The 19,516-nt window shown below is 70.0% G+C and carries 21 protein-coding genes; 13 read left to right on the top strand and 8 right to left on the bottom strand.

All coding sequences use genetic code 11. The features are described from left to right. Window positions 1-96: 96 nt before the first annotated feature. From miaB to GBB76_RS13600, 11 genes are all read left to right on the top strand, one after another. The gene (miaB, locus tag GBB76_RS13650; RefSeq protein WP_246668925.1) at window positions 97-1,581 is read left to right on the top strand and encodes a tRNA (N6-isopentenyl adenosine(37)-C2)-methylthiotransferase MiaB; all 1,485 of its coding nucleotides are present in this window, start codon (window positions 97-99) and stop codon (window positions 1,579-1,581) included. A 35-nt stretch (window positions 1,582-1,616) separates the two neighbouring features. Next, complete coding sequence (locus tag GBB76_RS13645; protein ID WP_371716946.1) at window positions 1,617-2,747, top strand: PhoH family protein; 1,131 nt, start codon at window positions 1,617-1,619, stop codon at window positions 2,745-2,747. Continuing rightward, entirely contained in the window at window positions 2,744-3,265 is a 522-nt protein-coding gene (gene ybeY, locus GBB76_RS13640) for an rRNA maturation RNase YbeY (RefSeq protein ID WP_152303807.1), read from the top strand. Before GBB76_RS13645 ends, ybeY begins: the two co-directional genes overlap by 4 nt. A gap of 7 nt (window positions 3,266-3,272) precedes the next feature. After that, window positions 3,273-4,523, top strand: coding sequence for a hemolysin family protein (locus tag GBB76_RS13635; protein ID WP_152303806.1), 1,251 nt, complete (start codon window positions 3,273-3,275; stop codon window positions 4,521-4,523). Window positions 4,524-4,568: 45 nt separating this feature from the next. Continuing rightward, entirely contained in the window at window positions 4,569-6,170 is a 1,602-nt protein-coding gene (lnt, locus tag GBB76_RS13630; protein WP_152303805.1) for an apolipoprotein N-acyltransferase, read from the top strand. Between the two features lie 98 nt (window positions 6,171-6,268). Then, the gene (locus tag GBB76_RS13625; RefSeq protein ID WP_152303804.1) at window positions 6,269-6,679 is read left to right on the top strand and encodes a helix-turn-helix domain-containing protein; all 411 of its coding nucleotides are present in this window, start codon (window positions 6,269-6,271) and stop codon (window positions 6,677-6,679) included. A 133-nt stretch (window positions 6,680-6,812) separates the two neighbouring features. Then, window positions 6,813-8,003: a methionine adenosyltransferase gene (gene metK, locus GBB76_RS13620; protein WP_152303803.1), complete on the top strand. Its 1,191-nt coding sequence runs from the start codon at window positions 6,813-6,815 to the stop codon at window positions 8,001-8,003. A gap of 99 nt (window positions 8,004-8,102) precedes the next feature. Beyond that, window positions 8,103-8,852, top strand: a complete 750-nt coding sequence (locus tag GBB76_RS13615; RefSeq protein ID WP_152303802.1) for a tRNA (guanosine(46)-N(7))-methyltransferase TrmB — start codon at window positions 8,103-8,105, stop codon at window positions 8,850-8,852. Window positions 8,853-8,937: 85 nt separating this feature from the next. After that, complete coding sequence (locus tag GBB76_RS13610) at window positions 8,938-9,285, top strand: hypothetical protein (protein ID WP_152303801.1); 348 nt, start codon at window positions 8,938-8,940, stop codon at window positions 9,283-9,285. After that, window positions 9,285-9,728, top strand: coding sequence for a phage holin family protein (locus tag GBB76_RS13605; protein WP_152303800.1), 444 nt, complete (start codon window positions 9,285-9,287; stop codon window positions 9,726-9,728). The genes GBB76_RS13610 and GBB76_RS13605 overlap by 1 nt, the downstream gene beginning before the upstream one ends. A 149-nt stretch (window positions 9,729-9,877) precedes the next feature. Next, entirely contained in the window at window positions 9,878-11,695 is a 1,818-nt protein-coding gene (locus tag GBB76_RS13600) for a tetratricopeptide repeat protein (RefSeq protein WP_246668924.1), read from the top strand. Window positions 11,696-11,773: 78 nt separating this feature from the next. On the opposite strand, the gene GBB76_RS13595 is transcribed toward GBB76_RS13600, so the two are convergent. The 3 genes from GBB76_RS13595 to GBB76_RS13585 form a co-directional block, all read right to left on the bottom strand. Next, window positions 11,774-12,199, bottom strand: coding sequence for a DoxX family protein (locus GBB76_RS13595; protein ID WP_152303799.1), 426 nt, complete (start codon window positions 12,197-12,199; stop codon window positions 11,774-11,776). A gap of 192 nt (window positions 12,200-12,391) precedes the next feature. Continuing rightward, complete coding sequence (locus GBB76_RS13590; protein ID WP_152303798.1) at window positions 12,392-12,934, bottom strand: hypothetical protein; 543 nt, start codon at window positions 12,932-12,934, stop codon at window positions 12,392-12,394. Between the two features lie 207 nt (window positions 12,935-13,141). Further along, window positions 13,142-14,380, bottom strand: coding sequence for an MFS transporter (locus tag GBB76_RS13585; RefSeq protein ID WP_152303797.1), 1,239 nt, complete (start codon window positions 14,378-14,380; stop codon window positions 13,142-13,144). Window positions 14,381-14,712: 332 nt separating this feature from the next. Here GBB76_RS13585 and GBB76_RS13580 point away from each other — a divergent pair, with 332 nt between their 5' ends. After that, a complete protein-coding gene (locus GBB76_RS13580) occupies window positions 14,713-15,390 on the top strand; it encodes a L,D-transpeptidase (protein WP_152303796.1) in 678 nt (225 codons plus the stop codon). 22 nt (window positions 15,391-15,412) lie between these two features. Here the strand turns inward: GBB76_RS13580 and GBB76_RS13575 are convergent, their stop codons facing one another. The 4 genes from GBB76_RS13575 to GBB76_RS13560 are packed head-to-tail and all read right to left on the bottom strand — an operon-like array spanning window position 15,413 to window position 18,037. Further along, window positions 15,413-15,919 (bottom strand): tyrosine phosphatase family protein, encoded by a 507-nt coding sequence (locus tag GBB76_RS13575; RefSeq protein ID WP_152303795.1) that lies wholly within the window; start codon window positions 15,917-15,919, stop codon window positions 15,413-15,415. Further along, window positions 15,916-16,596: a YfbR-like 5'-deoxynucleotidase gene (locus GBB76_RS13570; protein WP_152303794.1), complete on the bottom strand. Its 681-nt coding sequence runs from the start codon at window positions 16,594-16,596 to the stop codon at window positions 15,916-15,918. Before GBB76_RS13570 ends, GBB76_RS13575 begins: the two co-directional genes overlap by 4 nt. Window positions 16,597-16,607: 11 nt before the next feature. Further along, entirely contained in the window at window positions 16,608-17,192 is a 585-nt protein-coding gene (locus GBB76_RS13565; protein WP_152303793.1) for a DNA-3-methyladenine glycosylase I, read from the bottom strand. After that, entirely contained in the window at window positions 17,189-18,037 is an 849-nt protein-coding gene (locus GBB76_RS13560; protein ID WP_152303792.1) for a folate-binding protein YgfZ, read from the bottom strand. The genes GBB76_RS13565 and GBB76_RS13560 overlap by 4 nt, the downstream gene beginning before the upstream one ends. 224 nt (window positions 18,038-18,261) lie before the next feature. Between GBB76_RS13560 and GBB76_RS13555 the strand changes: the two genes are divergently transcribed. Further along, window positions 18,262-18,678, top strand: a complete 417-nt coding sequence (locus GBB76_RS13555; protein ID WP_152303791.1) for an Ohr family peroxiredoxin — start codon at window positions 18,262-18,264, stop codon at window positions 18,676-18,678. A gap of 90 nt (window positions 18,679-18,768) precedes the next feature. Here GBB76_RS13555 and GBB76_RS13550 read toward each other — a convergent pair whose 3' ends face one another. Then, on the bottom strand, window positions 18,769-19,368 hold the full coding sequence (locus tag GBB76_RS13550; protein ID WP_152303790.1) for a GNAT family N-acetyltransferase: 600 nt from the start codon (window positions 19,366-19,368) through the stop codon (window positions 18,769-18,771). Window positions 19,369-19,516: the final 148 nt, after the last annotated feature.

Below are 19,516 nucleotides of genomic sequence, written 5' to 3'. Positions count from 1 at the left end.
CGCCTGTGACGGGGCGCAGATGGCTCGCGCTCGGAATTCGAAGGGAATGGGCCGGACCTTCAGGCATGAAGCCATGGCCGGGTCGATCGATACGCAATGAGTGAACCGCGCAAGCTTTACGTCCGCTCCTTCGGCTGCCAGATGAACGTCTATGACGCCCAGCGCATGACGGACACGCTGGCCAAAGAAGGCTATGTCGAGACCGACACGCCGGACGACGCCGATCTCGTCATCCTCAACACCTGCCACATCCGCGAAAAGGCCGCCGAGAAGGTCTATTCGGAGCTGGGAAGGCTGCGCAAGGCGCAGGAGGAGGCCGGCCGCCGGCAGATGGTGGCGGTCGCCGGCTGCGTGGCGCAGGCCGAGGGCGCCGAGATCATCAAGCGCGCTCGCGCCGTCGACCTCGTGGTCGGCCCGCAGAGCTACCACAAGCTGCCCGAGCTGATCGCCGACGCCGAGCGGCGCGGCGGCAACCGGCGCGCCGGCATCGTCGAGACCGAGTTCCCGGTCGAGGACAAGTTCGACTTCCTGCCCCCGCCGACGCGCGCGGCCATCGCCAAGCGCGGCCCCACCGCCTTCGTCACCGTGCAGGAAGGCTGCGACAAGTTCTGCACCTTCTGCGTCGTGCCCTATACCCGCGGCGCCGAGGTCTCGCGCGCGCTGGCGAAAATCCTCGACGAAGTGGTCCGCCTCGCCGAGGGCGGGGTGCGCGAGGTGACGCTGATCGGCCAGAACGTCAACGCCTATCACGGCGCCGACGCGGCCGGGGGCACCGCCAATCTCGCCGAGTTGGTGCGCCGCGTCGCCGACGTCCCGGGCATTGCCCGCGTGCGCTACACCACCAGCCATCCGCGCGACATGGATGACGAGCTGATCGCCGCCCATCGCGACATGCCGGCGCTGATGCCCTATCTGCACCTGCCCGTTCAGTCCGGCTCCAACCGCATCCTCGCCGCGATGAACCGCAAGCACGACCGCGAGCTGTTCTTCGAGATCGTCGAGCGGGTGCGCGCGGCGCGGCCCGACATCGCCTTTTCCTCGGACTTCATCGTCGGCTTCCCCGGCGAAACGGACGAGGATTTCGCCGACACGATGGACCTTGTGGAAAAGGTCGGCTTCGCCTCCGCCTTCTCGTTCAAATATTCCTCGCGCCCCGGCACCCCGGCGGCGGGCATGGAGGCGCAGCTTCCCGAGGATGTGAAATCGTCCCGCATCCACGCGCTGCAGGCCCTGCTCGACCGGCAGAAGGCGGCCTTCGACGAAGCCTGCCGTGGCAAGCGTTTCGACATATTGCTGGAGAAGCCCGGGCGCTTCCCCGGCCAGCTCATCGGCCGCTCCCCCTACCTCCAGTCGGTGGTCGTCGAGGCCCCGCGCGAGGCCATCGGCACGCTGGCGCGGGTTGAGATCCGGGATGTGAGCACCAAGAGTCTTGCGGGCGACATACTCGGGGGAGAGTTTTTCTCCGCGCGCCCGGCGGGAGAATCGCGTTTGATCGGGCAGAGCGAAATGCTCGGCGAGAGACTTGGCGAAAGTTTTGGCGAAAGTTTTGGCGAAAGTTTTGGCGAGAAGCTGGAGGCGTGAGCGTGCGTCGAGGTGGATCTGATACGGAACGTGCCTTGGTTGCCGCCCGCGCGGGCACGCCCGCCGGATCACCCCGCCCCCCGGCCGCGCCGGCCACGGCGCCGGCCGCGCCGCCCGCCACCCGCCCTCCCGCCGCGCGCTGGATCGAGACGGATGACGAGGTCAGCCAGATCGTGCTCGCCTTCGACGACAACCGTCTGGCCAGCCAGCTCTTCGGCCATTACGGGCAGAACCTCGCCCTGATCGAGCGGCGGCTCGAGATCGTCGCCGAGCAGCGCGGCAACCATGTCACGCTGGAAGGCCCGCGCGAGGCCTGCGAGCAGGCCCGCCACGTGCTCGAAACGCTCTATGCCCGCCTGAAGAAGGGCGGCGAGCTGGTGGCCGGCGATGTCGAGGGCGTGCTGCGCGAGGCCGCCACGCAGGGAATCCTGTTCGAGTTCGACCCGGCGACCAAGAAGCAGAGCTTCGACGAGATCCAGCTCCGCCGGCGCCCGGTGCGCGCGCGCACCGCCGCGCAGGACGCCTATATCCGCGCGCTCAAGCGCCAGACCCTGGTGTTCGGCGTCGGCCCGGCCGGCACTGGCAAGACCTGGCTGGCCGTCGCCTATGCCGTGCACCTGCTGGAGCGGCGCGTCGTCGACCGGATCATCCTCTCCCGCCCGGCGGTGGAGGCGGGCGAGCGGCTCGGCTTCCTGCCCGGCGACATGAAGGAGAAGGTCGACCCCTATCTGCGCCCGATCTACGACGCGCTGCACGACCTGATGGACCGCGCCTTCGTCGAGCGCGCACTCACCTCCGGCGAGATCGAGATCGCCCCGCTCGCCTTCATGCGCGGGCGCACGCTGGCCAATGCCTGCGTCATCCTCGACGAGGCGCAGAACACCACTTCGATGCAGATGAAGATGTTCCTCACCCGCCTGGGCGAGAACTCGCACATGATCATCACCGGCGACCCGAGCCAGATCGACCTGCCGCCGGGCCAGACCTCGGGGCTGGCCGAGGCGGTCGGGCTGCTCAAGAACGTCGAAGGCGTCGACGTGTGCCATTTCCACGCCGCCGACGTCGTGCGCCACGAACTGGTCGGGCGCATCGTCGCCGCCTATGACGGCAAGGCGGCCGCCGCTGCCCGGGCGCGCGAGGCCGCCGCCGAGGCGCCGCCGCGATGAGCGACGGTGGCAGTACGGTCGAGGTCGACGTCCTCGTCGAGGCCGGCCCCTGGGCAGGCATTCCAGACGCGGACGGCCTCGTGCGGCGGGCGGTGCTCGCCGCCTGCGCGGGTGCGCTGAGCGAGTACGAGATCGATATCGAGGGCGCCGAGATCGCGGTGAAGCTCGCCGACGACGACGCCATCCGCGCGCTGAACCGCGACTGGCGCGGCAAGGACTACGCCACCAACGTGCTGTCCTTCCCGACCCCCGAAGTGGCGCGCGCCGGCGGCGATCCCCATCTCGGCGACATCGCCATCGCCTATGAGACGCTGGAGAGGGAGGCGCGCGAGGAAGGCAAGCCCTTCGCCGACCATCTCGCGCATCTCGCCGTCCATGGTACTCTGCATCTGCTCGGCTACGACCACGAGGTCGCGGAAGAGGCCGAGGAGATGGAGGCGATGGAACGACGCGTCCTCGCCGGTCTGGGCGTGCCCGACCCCTATTCCGAAACCGAACCCGTTCCGCAACCTGACTGAAGAAGTGATGTCCGACCCCGTTTCCCCTTCGTCCTCCCCCTCCAGCGGTGGCGAGGACCCCTCCGGCAGTTCGGCGAGTAGCAGCTCGTCCAGCGCCGGGCAGCGAAGCACGGCCGACGCCCGCTCCACGGAGCCCCGCGCCGGCATTCTCGACCGCCTGCGCCACTTGATCGGCGGCTGGCGTTCCACAGGCTCGCTGCGCACCGATCTCGCCGAGGTCCTCTCCTCCACCAGCAGCGAAGCTGGCGCTGACCTGACCGCGACCGAGCGCTCGATGCTCAAGGGCATCCTCGAGCTGCGCGAGCTGCGCATCGGCGACCTGATGGTGCCGCGCGCCGACATCATCGCGGTGCAGAAGGACATCCCGCTCGGCGAGCTTCTCACGGTCTTCGCCGATGCCGGCCATTCCCGCCTCGTGGTCTATGACGACACGCTCGACGACCCGGTCGGCATGGTCCACATCCGCGATCTCGTCACCCATCTCACCCAGCGCGCCATGACGCCGCGCGCCGGCGCCGCCCGCGCGACCGGCGGCGAGGCGCAGACCACCGAGGCCGAAGCCTCCGCCGGCGGCAAGACGAGCGAGACTCGCAGCGCCAAGCCCGCGCTGGCCTTCAACCTCAAGGCCATCGACCTCGGCACGCCGCTGAGCACGGCCAAGCTGATCCGCCGGCTGCTCTTCGTGCCGCCCTCCATGCCGTCCATCGAGCTCCTGGCCAGCATGCAGGCGAGCCGCATCCATCTGGCGCTGGTCATCGACGAATATGGCGGCACCGACGGCATCGTCTCGATGGAGGACCTCGTCGAGGAGATCGTCGGCGACATCGAGGACGAGCACGACGAGGACGAGACCCCGGCCATCGCCCGGCAGGCCGACGGCAGCTTCATCGCCGATGCGCGCGCCAGCCTCGAGGACGTGGCCGAGCTGGTCGATCCCGCCTTCGCGCTGGGCGAGGAGGCCGAGGAGGTCGACACGCTGGGCGGCCTGCTCGTCACCCTCGCCGGCCGCGTGCCGGTGCGCGGCGAGATCGTGCTCGGCCCCGGCAATTTCGAGATCGAGGTGCTCGACGCCGACCCGCGCCGGGTCAAGCGGCTGCGCCTCACGCCCGGACGCGGCGAGGGGGAGGCCGGCAAGGGTGTGACGGCGAGCGATCGCGCGCCGCAGGCGCGGCCGGCCAGCAGCAGCCTGCCCCCGCCCGCCGAGCAGGGCCGCGACAAGAACCGTTCCGGCCGGGCGCATGGTTCCGATGCCGCCTGAGCCGGCGCGCGCGGCGCGGGGCCGGCGGGCCGGGTTCGCCCCCGCATGCTGACCCCCGCGTCCCTGCACGGCACGCCCGCTCTCTGGCGCGCGCTCGCCGCGCTGGTCGCCGGCGCGCTCTCGGCCTTCGCCCTGCCGCCCTTCGGGCTGTGGCCGGTGCTGGCCCTCACCTTGCCGGTGCTGGTGTTCCTGATCGACGCCACGCGGGAGCTGCCGCCGCGCCGGGCGCTGGCGGCGGCCTTCGCCGCCGGCTGGCTGTTCGGCATGGGCTATTTCGTCGCCGGCCTGTGGTGGATCGGCATGGCGTTCCTCGTGCAGGCCGACGCCTTCCTGTGGCTGATGCCCTTCGCGGTGATCGGCCTGCCGGCCTATCTGGCGCTCTATACCGGGCTCGGCTGCGCGCTGGCGCGGCTGGCGTGGTCGCCCGGGCCGGCGCGCCTGCTCTTCCTCGCCCTCGCCCTCACGGTGGCCGAGTGGCTGCGCGGGACGCTGCTGACCGGCTTTCCCTGGAACGATTTCGGCTATGCGCTCGCCACCGATCTGCGCTTCGCGCAGGCGGCGGCGGTGATTGGCCTGCCCGGCCTGTGCGTCGTCACGCTGGCGGCGCTGGCGAGCCCGGCGGCGCTGTTCGACGCCGCCCCGGCGGGGCGCCGGCACGGTCCGCTGATGCTTGCCGTCGCGGTGCTGGCGGGGATGTGGGGCTGGGGCCAGTACCGGCTGGCGACGACCGAGGTCGGCACCGTCGCCGGCGCGCGGCTGCGGCTGATGCAGCCCGACCTGCCGCAGGACCAGAAGTTCCGCTACGACGCGCGCCGCTCGGTCATGGACCTGTATGTCGCGACCAGCGAAAGCCAGGGCGGCCTTGCCGGCGTGACCCACCTGTTCTGGCCCGAATCGGCCTTCCCCTTCCTCATCGATCACGAGCCGGAGGCGCTCAGCCGCCTCGCCGCCATGCTGCCGCCGGGAACCATCCTCGTCACCGGCGCGGCGCGCGGCGAGCCGGTGCCCGGACGCGCCCGCCCCGATGTCTTCAACAGCCTGCGCGTGTTCGATTCGACCGCGACGCTGCGGGGGAATGCCGACAAGGTGCACCTCGTTCCTTTCGGCGAATATCTGCCGTTTCAGGAAACGCTCGAATCGCTCGGGCTGGAATCGCTCACCCGCCAGCGCGGCGGCTTCGCGGCGGCGCCTACCCGCGCGCTGCTGGCCATTCCCGGCCTGCCGCCGGCGGTGCCGCTGATCTGCTACGAGGCGATCTTGCCCGACGAAATGATGCCGGCCGCGGCCCCCGGCGCGCCGCGTCCGGGCTTCCTGCTCAACGTCTCCAACGACGCCTGGTTCGGCCAGACGCCGGGCCCCTACCAGCATTTCGAGCAGGCCCGGCTGCGGGCGGTCGAGCAAGGACTGCCCCTGATTCGCGTCACCAACAATGGCATTTCCGCCATCGTGGACCCGGTCGGACGAATCGTCGGAATGCTACCCCTGGGTGTAAAAGGGGTACTCGACGGCGCGCTTCCCGAGCCGCTGCCTGCGACCCTTTATGCCACTTACGGCAATAAGATACCTTGGTTTCTGATGCTGGTCCTCGCAATCGCCGCAATCGTGCTGCGTCGGCGAGATATGCACGCTGTAATTGATCGACGATAAGACCGGCTTTGCCTAGACTGCACATGGGCTCGGGCGCTGCTTCTCTCCTCCTGATCGGGGGAGGGAGGTATTTTTTTGTTTGCAGTCTGGGGAAGCCGATGACGACGAAGTCGCCCAATCCGATCGACAAGCATGTGGGCAGTCGGGTGCGGATGCGCCGCATGATGATTGGCATGAGCCAGGAAAAGCTCGGCGAGAACCTGGGAATCACCTTCCAGCAAATCCAGAAATACGAGAAGGGCACCAACCGGATAGGCGCCAGCCGCCTGCAGCACATCTCGCAGGTGCTCGCCGTGCCGGTGTCGTTCTTCTTCGAGGGCGCCCCCAATCTGAGCGGCGTCACCGGCGGCTTCGCGGAGGATGCCTCCCCCGCCTATGTCTCCGACTTTCTCGCCTCCTCCGAGGGCCTCGCCCTTACCCGCGCCTTCCTCAAGATCGCCGACAGCAAGGTGCGCCGCCGCATCGTCGATCTCGTCGAGGCGCTGGCCGAGGAGACCCCCGCCGCCTAGGCGGGCGACCGGCGGATCGTTCTTTTTTCCGAACGATTCCGCCGCTAAAACCTTGACCGCTCCGGGCGCAGTTGCAAAAGATGCGCGGCCGGTCATCCCGTCACGTACCGGTCCAGAATCGAGGAGCCGACGCGTGTCCCGCCAAGCCTATCTGTTCACCAGCGAATCCGTTTCCGAAGGCCACCCGGACAAGGTCTGCGACCGTATCTCGGACGAGATCGTGGATGCCTTCTTCCGCCTGGGCCCGCAGCATGGCTGGGATCCGTCCAACCTGCGCGTCGCGGCGGAGACGCTGGCCACCACCAACCGCGTGGTGATCGCCGGCGAGACGCGCGGCCCGGCGCAGATTACCAAGGAACTGATCACCGAGCTGGCCCGGGGCGCCATCAAGGAGATCGGCTACGAGCAGGACGGCTTCCACTGGGAGAAGGCGCAGGTCGACGTGCTGCTGCACGCGCAGTCGGCCGACATCGCCCAGGGCGTCGATTCCGCCGGCAACAAGGACGAGGGTGCCGGCGACCAGGGCATCATGTTCGGCTATGCCTGCCGCGAGACCCCGGAGCTGATGCCGGCTCCGATCTACTACGCGCACAAGATCCTCAAGATCCTCGCCGATGCCCGCCACTCCGGCGAGGCCAAGGTGCTCGGCCCGGACGCCAAGAGCCAGGTCACGGTGCGCTATGAGGGCGGCAAGCCGGTCGAGGTGACGCAGGTCGTGCTCTCGACCCAGCATCTCGACCCCGACCTCTCCTCCTCCGACGTGCGCGCCATCGTCGAGCCCTATATCCGGCAGGCGCTGCCGGAAGGCTGGATCACGCCGGCGACCGTCTGGCACGTGAACCCGACCGGCAAGTTCGTCATCGGCGGGCCGGACGGCGACTGCGGCCTCACCGGCCGCAAGATCATCGTCGACACCTATGGCGGCGCGGCCCCGCATGGCGGCGGCGCCTTCTCCGGCAAGGACCCGACCAAGGTCGACCGCTCGGCCGCCTATGCCGCGCGCTACCTCGCCAAGAACGTCGTGGCCGCCGATCTCGCCGACCGCTGCACCATCCAGCTCGCCTACGCCATCGGCGTGTCCGACCCGCTGGCGGTCTATGTCGACCTCTACGACACCGGCAAGGTCGAGGAAGCCAAGCTCGAAGCCGTGCTGCGCGAGGTGATGAACCTGCGCCCGCGCGGCATTCGCGAGCATCTCGACCTCAACAAGCCGATCTATGCGCGCTCCTCCGCCTATGGCCATTTCGGCCGCGTGCCGGATGCCGATGGTGGCTTCTCCTGGGAGCGCACCGACCTCGTGGACGCCCTCAAGTCGGCGTTCTGAGCGGGCGCACCCGCGCGCGCCGGCCATTGCGCCGGGCGCGCAGTCTGATTATGCGGGGCGGGCCGACAGGTCCGCCCCGTTCCGTTTCCGAGTGACTGCATGAGCGCCGACGATCCCCACGAGCCCCGCGACGCACGCGACGGCCGGCCCCATGAGGACAGCGCACGCGACCCGCGCGGCGCGGCCTTTTACGGGCGCCGCAAGGGCAAGAAGCTGCGTGTCGGACAGGCTGCCCATCTCGCCGACGACCTGCCCCAGCTCGCCATCGACCCCGGTACGCTCGACGGGCGCCCGCTCGCGAAGCTGTTCCCGCATCCGGTGCGGGCGGTGCGGCTGGAGATCGGCTTTGGCGGCGGCGAGCATCTGGTGCACGAGGCCGCCCGCCATCCCGATATCGGCTATATCGGCGCCGAAGCCTTCCTGAACGGCATCGCCACCGCCACCGCCGCGATCGCCGAGCGCCATCTCTCGAATGTGCGCATTCATGGCGACGACGTGGTGCCGCTGCTCGACCGCCTGCCCGAAGGCGGGCTCGACCGCATCGACCTGCTCTATCCCGATCCCTGGCCGAAGCGCCGGCACTGGAAGCGCCGCTTCGTGCAGGCCGACAATATCGACCGCTTCGCCCGCCTGCTGGCGCCGGGCGGGCGCTTCCGCTTCGCCACCGACATCGAGCACTATGCCGCCTGGACGCTGCGCCTGCTGCTCGCCGACCCGCGCTTCGCCTGGACCGCCGAGCGCGCCGACGACTGGCGGCTGCCCTGGGAGGGCTGGCCGGGCACACGCTACGAGGCGAAGGCGTTTCGCGAGGGCCGACGGCCGGGATATTACGAGTTCCGGCGGCTCTGAATACCGCTTAAGCTGGACGGAACTTCGGTAACGGCGCCCGCGTTGATGGGGCGAGCGTCACCCCGCCCGATTCAGGAGCACCTAAATGGCCCAGCCGAACGCCCAGGAAGACTTCGCCAAGCTGTCCGAGGACCTCGCCACGCTGCGGGCCGACGTCGCCAAGCTGACCGAGACGCTTACCGCCATCGCCAAGGCCGAGGGCGACGCCGCCGCCGAGGCGGTCACCAGCCGCGTGCGCGCCGGCGCGGCCCGCGCGGAAGCCGCCGCCGCCAGCCTCGCGGAAGAAGGCTATGCGGTCTATGAGGACGCGAAGGGGCGGGCGCAGGCGCTGGGCGGCGATCTCGGCGCCACCATCGAGCGCAATCCCTATGGCGCGGTGCTCGCGGCGCTGGGCGTCGGCTTCGTGTTCGGCCTGCTGTCGCGGGGCCGTTGATGTTCCGTCTCCTGCTGGCACTTGTCGGCGCCGAGCTGCGTCACACCGCGCGCCGGGCCGCGACCACGGCGCTGCTGTTCGCCATCGGCCTACTGCTGGTCGGCGTGTCGCTGCTCGCCAGCCTCGTCGGCATCTATCTGCTGCTGGCGGAGCGCTACGACCCGGTGACGGCCGCCCTCGTGATCGCCGCCTTCACCCTGCTGATCGGCCTGATCTTCCTGCTGGCGGCGCTGCTGCGCACCCGCCGGCGGCCAGCGCGCGGCTATGGCGCGTTCGGCGCGTTCGGGGCGATGCCGCCCGGGGCGCCGCCGGCGGCGGGCAACCCGGCAGCGGTGCCTCCGGGAGCCGCGCCCGGCGCCGCGCCGGCTCCCAGTGCCTCGAGCGTGATCGCGATCGCGGCGGGTGCGGCGCTTCTCGGCCTTATTCTTGGCCGACGCGTCTGAAAATGTGGCCGCTGGACCCTGTGGGGTCCGGTCCGCATTAGCCTCTCGTTATTGCAGGGGCGGCTAAAAAGGACCAATCTGCCAGAGAGGCCAAAGCCGCCCGCCACGGCAACGTGGTGCCGCGCGGCTTGCCGCAGGAGGTTCAACACTTGACGTTCCGACGCTTGTCGCTGCGGCCGGGAGCGGCCATTCTCGCAACGCTCGCCGCGCTGGGCTCGGCATCGCCTGTGCTGGCGGACGCGCCTCCGGCGGAGTTCATCGCCCGTTCCGCGCCGGCCGGCAATTATCTCGCCGCCCGCCTCGCCATCGCCGAGCGCGATACCGGCGCCGCCGCTGCCTATTACCGCGAGCTGGTGCGCATCTTCCCGCGCAGCGGCGAGCTGCTGGAGCGGGCCTTCCTGACCCTGCTGGCGGAAGGCTCCATCGACGAGGCCGTCGACCTCGCCCAGCGCATCGTCCGCATCGATCCCGAGCACACGCTGGCCCGGCTGGTGCTCGGCGTGAAGGCGATCAAGTCCAAGCAGTATGTCACCGCCCGCAGCAATCTGCGCCGATCCGGCCAGGGCGCCATTGCCGAGCTGAACTCGACGCTGCTCACCGCCTGGAGCCAGTTCGGCTCCGGCAATGCCCGCGCCGGCGTCGCCGCCATCGACGCGCTGCAGGGTCCGGAATGGTATGCCGGCTTCAAGGATTTCCACGCCGGCCTCATCCTCGACGCCGCCGGCGTGAAGAAGGAAGCTGGCCAGCGGCTGGAAGGCGCGCTCAAGATCGACCCGCGCACCCTGCGCGTGGTCGACGGCTATGCCCGCTGGGCCTCGCGCAACGCCGGCAAGGATGTCGCCATCGAGACCTTCGAGGCGTTCAACCGGCTGGTGCCCAACGATCCGCTGGTGACGCGCTCGATCGACCAGCTCAAGGCCGGCAAGACGCTGCCTCCGCTGGTGACGACGCCGGCCGCCGGCGCCGCCGAGGCGCTCTATTCCATCGGCGCCGCGCTCGGCCGCCAGGGCGGCGAGGATCTCGCCCTCGTCTATCTCCAGCTCGGCCGCTGGCTGGACCCCTCGCACGCGCTGATCGACATCACGCTGGCCGACCTGTTCGAATCGATGAAGCGGCACGACGACGCCATCGCGCTCTACGAGCAGGTGCCGGCCGGCTCGCCCTTCAAGATCAACGCCGATGTGCAGCGCGCGCTGAACCTCGACGCCGTCGGCAAGTTCGACGAGGCCCGGGCCACGCTGGAGAAGGTGGTCGCCGACAACCCGACGGACCAGCGCTCGATCATGGCGCTGGGCGACGTGCTGCGCTCGAACGAGAAATTCGCCGAGGCGGCGCTCGTCTACACCAAGGCGATCGACCAGCTGCAGACGCCGGCCGCCTCCGACTGGATGCTCTATTACTTCCGCGGCACCTGCTACGAGCGCACCAAGCAGTGGGACAAGTCGGAAGCCGATCTCGAAAAGGCGCTGGCGCTCAAGCCCGACCAGCCGCACGTGCTGAACTATCTCGGCTATAGCTGGATCGACCAGGGCGTGAATCTCGACCAGGGCACCGACATGATCCGCAAGGCGGTGTCGCTGCGCCCCGATGACGGCTTCTTCATCGACAGCCTCGGCTGGGCCTATTACCGCACCGGCCATTATGACGACGCCGTGCGCGAGCTTGAGCGCGCGGTCGAGCTCAAGCCTAACGAGGCAGTCATCAACGACCATCTCGGCGACGCCTACTGGAAGGTCGGACGCAAGCTCGAGGCCCGCTTCAAGTGGAGCCATGCGCGCGACCTGAAGCCCGAGCCGGACGAGCTCGCCGACATCGAACGCAAGATCGCCGTCGGTCTCGACGAGGCCGAGCGCGTGAAGGCTGGCAAGGCCGAGGTGCAGAAGACCGAGGCCGTGACGCCCGCCGAGCCGCAGAAGGCGGCGGTCGACAAGACGCAGGACGCCGCCAAGCAGGGCAATGGCGGCTAGTTTCCGCCGCCCGTCCGACAAATACGGAAAGGGGCAGGTCCGGCCGGACCTGCCCCTTTTTCATTGCGGACGGGGTGTTCAGGCGACCGAGGGGCGGCCGACGAAGAACAGCGGGCGCGAGCGAAGCGCGAAGGCGCCGTCGCCGATCAGCCAGAGCGCGAAGGAGGCGACGATCAGGAAGGCGGGGTATTCCCAGCCGCCGCCGGTGACCGAGAACAGCCAGCCATTCGGGATGTGCACGCTCATCGCCGCCGCCATGACCGGGATCAGCAGCAGGGCGACATGGCGGGCATAGACGCCGAGCAGGATCAGCACGCCGCCGGTCAGTTCGGCCAGGAAGATCGGCCAGGCGAGGCCTTCCGGCAGGCCGAGGCTGCCGAGATAGCCGGCGAAGCCGGGAATGCTGAAGACGACATATTTCAGCAGCGCGTGAGAAATCCACATGGCGCCGAGCGCGACGCGCAGGAGGAAGACGCCGTAGGGAGCGGAGCGGGAATCGATCATGGCAGGTCTCGTGGGATCGGGGTTGCGTGGGGACCGGGGAGCAACCCGGCCCGTCATGACCCACGAGGTAGCGCGGCGGCTGACGCAACGCGATAGACGATATCGATCAAACGATATTGCGTGAATGCAATCGAAACTGGCCCGGACGTCGCACGGGCGGGAGCGCCGGAGAGGATGGCAACGCGAACGCGATCAGCGGGCGTCGTCGGCCGGCAGGAGGTCGAGCGGGCGGGTCTCCACCGCATCGGACGGCAGCGCCCGGGTCTCGACCTGCGCCGTCTCGGTGCGGGCGGGACGGGCAGGGGCGGCGCGCTCGGCCAGGCGCGTGCGGCCGCTGCCGCCGCGCTTGAACTCGCACCACAGGCGGTCGGCACCGGCGAGATTGCCGCGGAAGCTGACGTCGCTGGTTTTCTCGATCTCGAAGCAGGGCTGGAACGCCATGCCCTTGAGCTTGGCGCAGACCTTCTCGCCGCGCACCAAGATGGTGCCGGCCGGCAGCGTCACGTAGCGGGCATTGCCCTTGCCGCGCATCTGTACCGTCCCGGCCACCGAGCCGTCCGGCATGATGCGGCCGGAGCCGACCGTGCCCTCATAGCAGGCATAGGAGAAGGTGCGGCCCATCACGAAGCGCTGCGCCTCGACCGCCGACAGCGTGTCGGCCGAAGCCGGCGCCAGCGGCGCCAGGAAGCCGGCGACGACGAACGCGGCGGGCAGGCGGACAGAACGGAAGGGCATCGAGGTTTCCATCGCTCGTGACATTTTTACGATGCGCTGCGTAGGCCCCGCCTTGTCAAGGCGCGACGGCCGTCGCGCGCCGCCTGCCGGGGCACGTGTCCGCCGCACTGTGGCGCCGCCGCAACGCCTTCGGCACCACGGCACCCATGGTGAAGGACGATGGTTAATGTCGCGCAAACGCGCGCCGGTAAAGCGCGCGGGCGGAATTCACGCCGCCTGCGGCACCGGCGCGCGTTCCACCGGTCGCTCGACGATGGGCAGGTTGATCGCGGCCGAGGCGAAGCTGAGCGCGACCGAGAGCCACCAGACGAAGTCGTAGGAGCCGAGCCGCTCGTAGAACAGGCCGCCGAGCCAGACGCCGAGGAAGCCGCCGACCTGGTGGCTGAAGAAGGCGAAGCCGTACAGCATGGCGAGGTAGCGCGTGCCGAACATCAGCATCACCAGCCCCGATGTCGGCGGCACGGTGGACAGCCACAGCAGGCCGAGCACCACGCCGAAGCCGATGGAGACCGCCGGCGAGGCCGGCAGCAGCACGAACACGGCGATGGCGACGCCGCGCGCGGCATAGATCCCCGCCAGGAGGTAGCGGCGCGGCATGCGGCTCGACAGCCAGCCCGAGCCGAGCGAGCCGACCATGTTGGCGAGGCCGATGGCCGCCAGCGTCCAGCCGCCGACGGCGATGGAAAGGCCGCGATCGGTCAGATAGGCCGGCAGGTGGGTGGTGACGAAGGCGAGCTGGAAGCCGCAGGTGAAGAAGCCGAGCACCAGCAGCACATAGGAGCGGTGGCGGAACGCCTCGCCCAGCGCCGCGCCGATGGTCTGCTGGCGCTCCTGCGTCCGCGCCGGCGCGGACGAGCTGGCCAGCGCCAGCGAGAAGGGCATGATCAGCAGCATGGCGAGCCCGAAGACGATCAGCGTCTCCTGCCAGCCAATGGTCATGTTGAGTCCGGCCGCCAGCGGCGGGAACAGGAACTGGCCGAAGGAGCCGGCGGCGGTGCCGGCGCCGAAGGAGAGCGGCCGCCACTTCTCCGGCAGCATCTTGCCGAAGGCGGCCAGCACGATGTTGAACGAGCAGCCCGACAGGCCGAAGCCGACCAGCACGCCGGCCGACATGTGCAGCAGGCCCGGCGTCGACGAATAGGCCATCAGGGCGAGGCCGGCGGCATAGACCACCGCGCCCGCGCACAGGACGCGGGTGACGCCGAAGCGGTCGGCGATGGCGCCGGCGAAGGGGGTGCCGACGCCCCAGAGCAGGTTCTGGATGGCGATGGCGAGGCCGAACGTGTCGCGGCCCCAGCCGAACTCGGCGGTCATCGGCAGCAGGAAGATGCCCGAGGAGGCGCGCGGCCCGAAGCTGAGCATGGCGATCAGGCAGCCGCACAGCACCACCAGCAGGGGTGCGCGGGCCGCCAGACTGGGGCGGGAAGGAGCGGATGCGGCGGACATGCGGGCCTCGGCAAGGGAATGCCGGCGCCGCCGGCGAGAGAAGCGAATCTACCGCCGGACGGGCCGGCGGGAACAACGAATAATTTTCAGGATGACTATCATGAAAACTGATGCGTGGCACGCATGTACCGCTCCGGCGCCCACCTGCCCCGGCGCGGAAGCGCAAGGCGGAGCCCGCCACCGCCGCGGTGAGGCATGGGCGCCACAGCACCGGGCCAATAGAGCGCGCATAACGCCACCGTGAAGCCGGCGTCAACGATTTTGCCGGAGCTGGGCCTATAGGTTAGGGCAACTGTCCCATTTCACCCCCCATACCCGTGTCCGCGTTCATCATGCTGCTTGACCGTCGCCTGTTCCTGCTCGCCGCTCCCCTCGCCCTCGCCGGCTGCGCCACCACCCAGTCGCCCCGCGTCAGCCGGGTGCTGCCGCCGTCCATGGACCCGCAATATCTGAGCATGTATGCGGCGATCACCGACGAGCCGTACCCGGTGCCGGCGGTCGACCTCGCGCAGATCGACCCGCAGTTCCTGCGGCAGGAAGTGGCCTACCAGACCCGCTACCAGCCTGGCACCATCGTGGTCGATCCGGGCGCGCGCTTCGCCTATCTCGTGCTCGCCAACGGCCGGGCGCTGCGCTACGGCGTCGGGGTGGGCAAGGAAGAAGGCTACAATTTCCGTGGCGAGGGCGTCATCGCCCGCAAGGCGGTCTGGCCGCGCTGGACGCCAACGCCGGCGATGATCGCCCGCGAGCCGGAGCGCTACGGCCCCTTCGCCGGCGGGCTGGTCGGCGGATCGACCAACCCGCTCGGCCCCCGCGCGCTCTATCTCTACAAGGACGGGCAGGACACGCTCTACCGCCTGCACGGCACCACCGAACCGTGGACCATCGGCACCCAGGTGTCGTCCGGCTGCGTGCGCTTCATCAATCAGGACATCATCGACCTGTACCGCCGGGTGCCGGTCGGCACCCGCGTGGTCGTGCTACCGACCCGCGCGCCGGCGACGAGCTGAGCCGGCCCGGACGTCGCCCGGCTCAGTCGAGCCGGATCTCGAACGGCTCGTTCTCCATCGCCTCGCGGCCGCGCCCGATGGCGGCGACGGCGGCGACCATGCGGCCGCGCCGGCCGAGCGCGGCATCGGCCAGCGCCACCAGCAGCGCGTTGGGGGTGGCGATCGGCGAGGCGGCGCGCAGTGCCCGCGCGAGTTCGCCCTCGTCGCGCTCCGGGCTGAGCGCGCAGGCGGCGATATAGGCCGAGGCCGTCGAGCGGCTGATGCCGGCATAGCAGTGCACCACCAGCGGCGCCTCGCGCGGCCAGCGGCGGGCGAAGCCGAGAATGGCGTCGACATGCTCGGCCGCCGGGTGGATGAGCCCCTCCTGCGGGGCGACGATGTCGTTGAAGCCGACGAAGAGATGATTGTCGCGGGCGACGCTCGCCGGCACTGGAACCGGCGTGCCGAGATTGATGACGCTGAGCACATGGGCGGCGCCGGTGCGGGTCACGGTCTCTTCGAGACGGGACAGCGGGCAGACATGGATCATCGCGTTTCTCCCGGCGGTTCGGCCAAGGCGTCGTCGTCGCGCTCGCCCGCAGGCGCCGCCGGCTCGGCGTCGAGTTCGCGGAAACGGGCGAGGAAGCGCGTCTTGGCCTCCTCCGCGCTCCACGGCGCCAGATAATCCCGCTCGGTCGCCGCGTCGAGCGGGAAGGGCGTGCCGAAGAAGCGCCGCGCCTCGGCGATGCCGAAGCCGGCGAGCCGCGTCGCCTCCAGGAAGGCGCTGGCGCGGTCGGCCGCCTTGACCCGCTGGACGAGGGAGGCCGGCCAGTGCGCCGGCAGGCCGAAGCGCAGGCTCACCGCCGCCAGCAGCCGTGCCTCCACGGTCTTGTAGTCGCCGCCGATGACCGCCTTGAACGGGCTGATCATGTCGCCCACCACATATTCCGGCGCGTCGTGCAGCAGGGTGGCGAGCCGCCAGCGCCGGTCGAGATCCATGCCGCGCGCCGCTGCCTGCCGGCGGGCGATCAGCTCCACCAGCACCGAATGCTGGGCGACCGAGAAGATATGCTCGCCATGGGTCTGCCCGTTCCAGCGGGCGACGCGGGCGAGGCCGTGCGCGATGTCCTCGATCTCGATGTCGAGCGGCGAGGGGTGGATGAGGTCGAGCCGCCGGCCGGACAGCATGCGCTGCCAGGCCCGCCCGGCGCGGTCGGCCGCGCTCATGGTGCCGCCGCTCACGAGGGCAGGCCGTGCCGGTGGCAGGTGACGGCGTGGTCGTCCACCATGCCCACCGCCTGCATGAAGGCGTAGACGATGGTCGGCCCGACGAAGTTGAAGCCGCGCTTCTTCAACTCCTTCGACATGGCGAGCGCCGCCGGCGAGGTGACGATGGGCGCGTCGCCCGGCTGGCGGCGATTGTCCTGCACCGGGCCGTTGATCTCCCACAGGAGCTTCGAGAAGCCGGGCCCGCGCTCCTGTATGTCGAGCCAGCTTTGTGCCGAGCGCACGGTCGATTCGATCTTGGCGCGGTTGCGCACGATGCCGGCGTCCTGCATCAGCGCCTCGACCTTTTCGGGACCGTAACGAGCGATGATCTCCGGGCGGAAGCCGTCGAACGCCGCGCGAAACCCCTCGCGCTTGCGCAATATGGTGATCCAGGCGAGGCCGGCCTGAAAGCCGTCGAGGATCAGCTTCTCGAACAGTGCGCGGTCGTCATATTCCGGCACGCCCCATTCGGTGTCGTGATAGGCGACGTAGAGCGGATCGGTGCCGCACCACGCGCAGCGCGTGAGGCCGTCCTCGTGCCGATGCGTGTTCACGCCGCATCCTCCGTTCCGGGAATCGGGAAGCGCGCCCAGCCGGGCCGCTCGGGCACCAGCGCGGCGCCCTCGGCCTCGATCACATGGCCGCCGGCGCGCGCCTCCTCCAGCCGGTCGAGCCGCACGAGGGCGAGGGCGCGCCCGTCCACGCCCGAGCCGATGCGCCCGATGCTCTTGCCACCGGCGGTGATCGGCGTGCCCTCGGCCGGCGGCGGGCCGCACAGGGCGAAGGGAATGACCCGTGTGCGGGCCGTGCCGCGATGCTGCATGCGGCTGACGATTTCCTGGCCGACATAGCAGCCCTTGTCGAAGTCGATGCCGCCGAGCTGGTCCATGTCCGCCTCATGCGGGAAGGCGTCGCCATAGAGGAAATCCGCCCCCCCTTCCGGCACGCCGAGGGCGACGCGGTGGGCCTGCCACTGTGCTTCAGGCACCATGGCGATCTGCGCCGCCTCGGCGGCCGGCAGCAGGAAGCGGCGGCCGAGCGCGGGCAGGCGCGGATCGTCATAGGCGAGGGTGTCGACCAGAGGGCTCGCCCCGCCCCAGGCCACCGCGACCGCGAGGTCGTCGAGCAGGCCGATCTCGACCTTAGCGCGCAGCCGGTAGAGCTGCAGGCGCTTGAGCAGGTCGGCGGCGGTGCGGCGCGGCACGTCGAGGCGAAAACCGCCCTCGGTCGCCAGCACGATCATGTCGGCGACGATCTTGCCCTGCGGGGTCAGCAGGGCGGCGTAGCGCGCCTCGCCCGGCGCGGGGGTGCGGGCGGTGAGCAGGTTGTCGAGGAAATGCACGGCGTCGGGCCCGGCGATACGGGCGACGGCACGGTCCTTGAGGATCGCGATCGGCATGGAGGCGCGCTCCTGATGCGGGAGGCCCGGCATGGCGGGCATGGTTGTGCGAGAGGTAAGCCCTGTGGCCGGCCGGGGCAAGTGGAAAGAAACGAAACGGGAACAGATCGTGCGGGCGTGCGCGCCGGCAAGGCGTTTGCGTACCGGCGGTTGCCCGCTGCCGGCGACGCCCCATTTCTTGGTGTGGGTCGCGACATCCCGACCCGTTTCGCGAGGAGACATCCATGACCGGAACCGTGCTTTTCACCGGCACCGCCACCGCCGTCGGCGGCCGCAACGGCCACTCCCAGACCAGCGACGGCTCGGTATCCGTCGATCTCGGCATGCCCAAGAACGGTGTGCTGGAATCTGGCAAGACGACGCCCGAGCACCTTTTCGCCACCGGCTACGCCGCCTGCTTCGGCTCCGCCGTCGAGGCTGTCGGCCACCAGAAGAAGCTGGACGTGACCGGCGCCGCCGTCACCGTCGCGGTGTCGCTGGTCAAGGGCGACGACGGCTTCAGCCTGGCCGCGAAGCTCTCGCTCAAGGCGCCCGCCCTCACCCCCGACCAGATCAAGGAGGTGCTGGAGGCGGCGCATCACATGTGCCCCTATTCCAAGGCGACGCGCGGCAATATCCCGGTCGAACTCAGCGTGGGGTGAGGCGCGGCCGATCCTTCGCAACGCACGCCGCCTTAAAGCAAAAATGCCCGGCTCATCGCCGGGCATTGTCTTCTCGGGCTCCCTTGACGCTCAGGCCGAGCGGCGCAGCTCGGCCGTGCCGGCGCTCCGCGCCACCAGATCGCCGAGGCTCGGCAGGTCGAGCGTCGCGCCGGTCGGGCTGACGAGGCCGCGCGCCTCGTTCAGCGCGCCGGAAGCCAGTTCCAGCCCGAGGAAGCGGTTGCGGTCGAAGGCGCCCGGCAGCCACAGGCCCTGCGTCAGCCCCACATCGAAGCCGAAGCGGGCGTAATAAGGCGCGTCGCCCACCAGCAGGATGGCGCCGTGCCCGAGGCGGGTCGCCTCGCAGATGGCGGTCGTCATCATGGCGCCGCCCAGCCCGCGGTCGCGGAACCAGGGGTGCACGGCGAGCGGGCCGAGCAGCAGCGCCGGCCGGGACGGCCCGGCGGTGACGTGCCACAGGCGCAGCGTGGCGACCACGCGCCCGTCCGGGCCATGCGCGGCGAAGGCGAGACCCTCGGCCGGCTTGCGGCCTTCGCGCAGGCGCTCGCTGGTCTTGGCGAGACGCGCGGCGCGGCCGAAGGCGAGATCGAGCAGGGCCTCGCGCTGGGCGATATCGGCCTCGGTCTCGAGCGAGATGACGGGAGCGGCGGTAGCGAGCGAAAGGGCGGTCATGTCGGCCTCCAACACCCGGGTGCGCCGGGCAAAGAGGAACAGGGAATTGTGAGACGTCGCCATCCCGGCCGGAGACGGAAAGCCGGGATCGCATCCCGCCAGAGGCGGTTGGCGATCCCGGATCGCCGCTCTGCGGCGTCCGGGATGA

It is taken from the genome of Ancylobacter sp. TS-1 (genome assembly GCF_009223885.1).
GTDB lineage: Bacteria > Pseudomonadota > Alphaproteobacteria > Rhizobiales > Xanthobacteraceae > Ancylobacter.
This window is presented reverse-complemented; position numbering and strand designations above follow the sequence as displayed.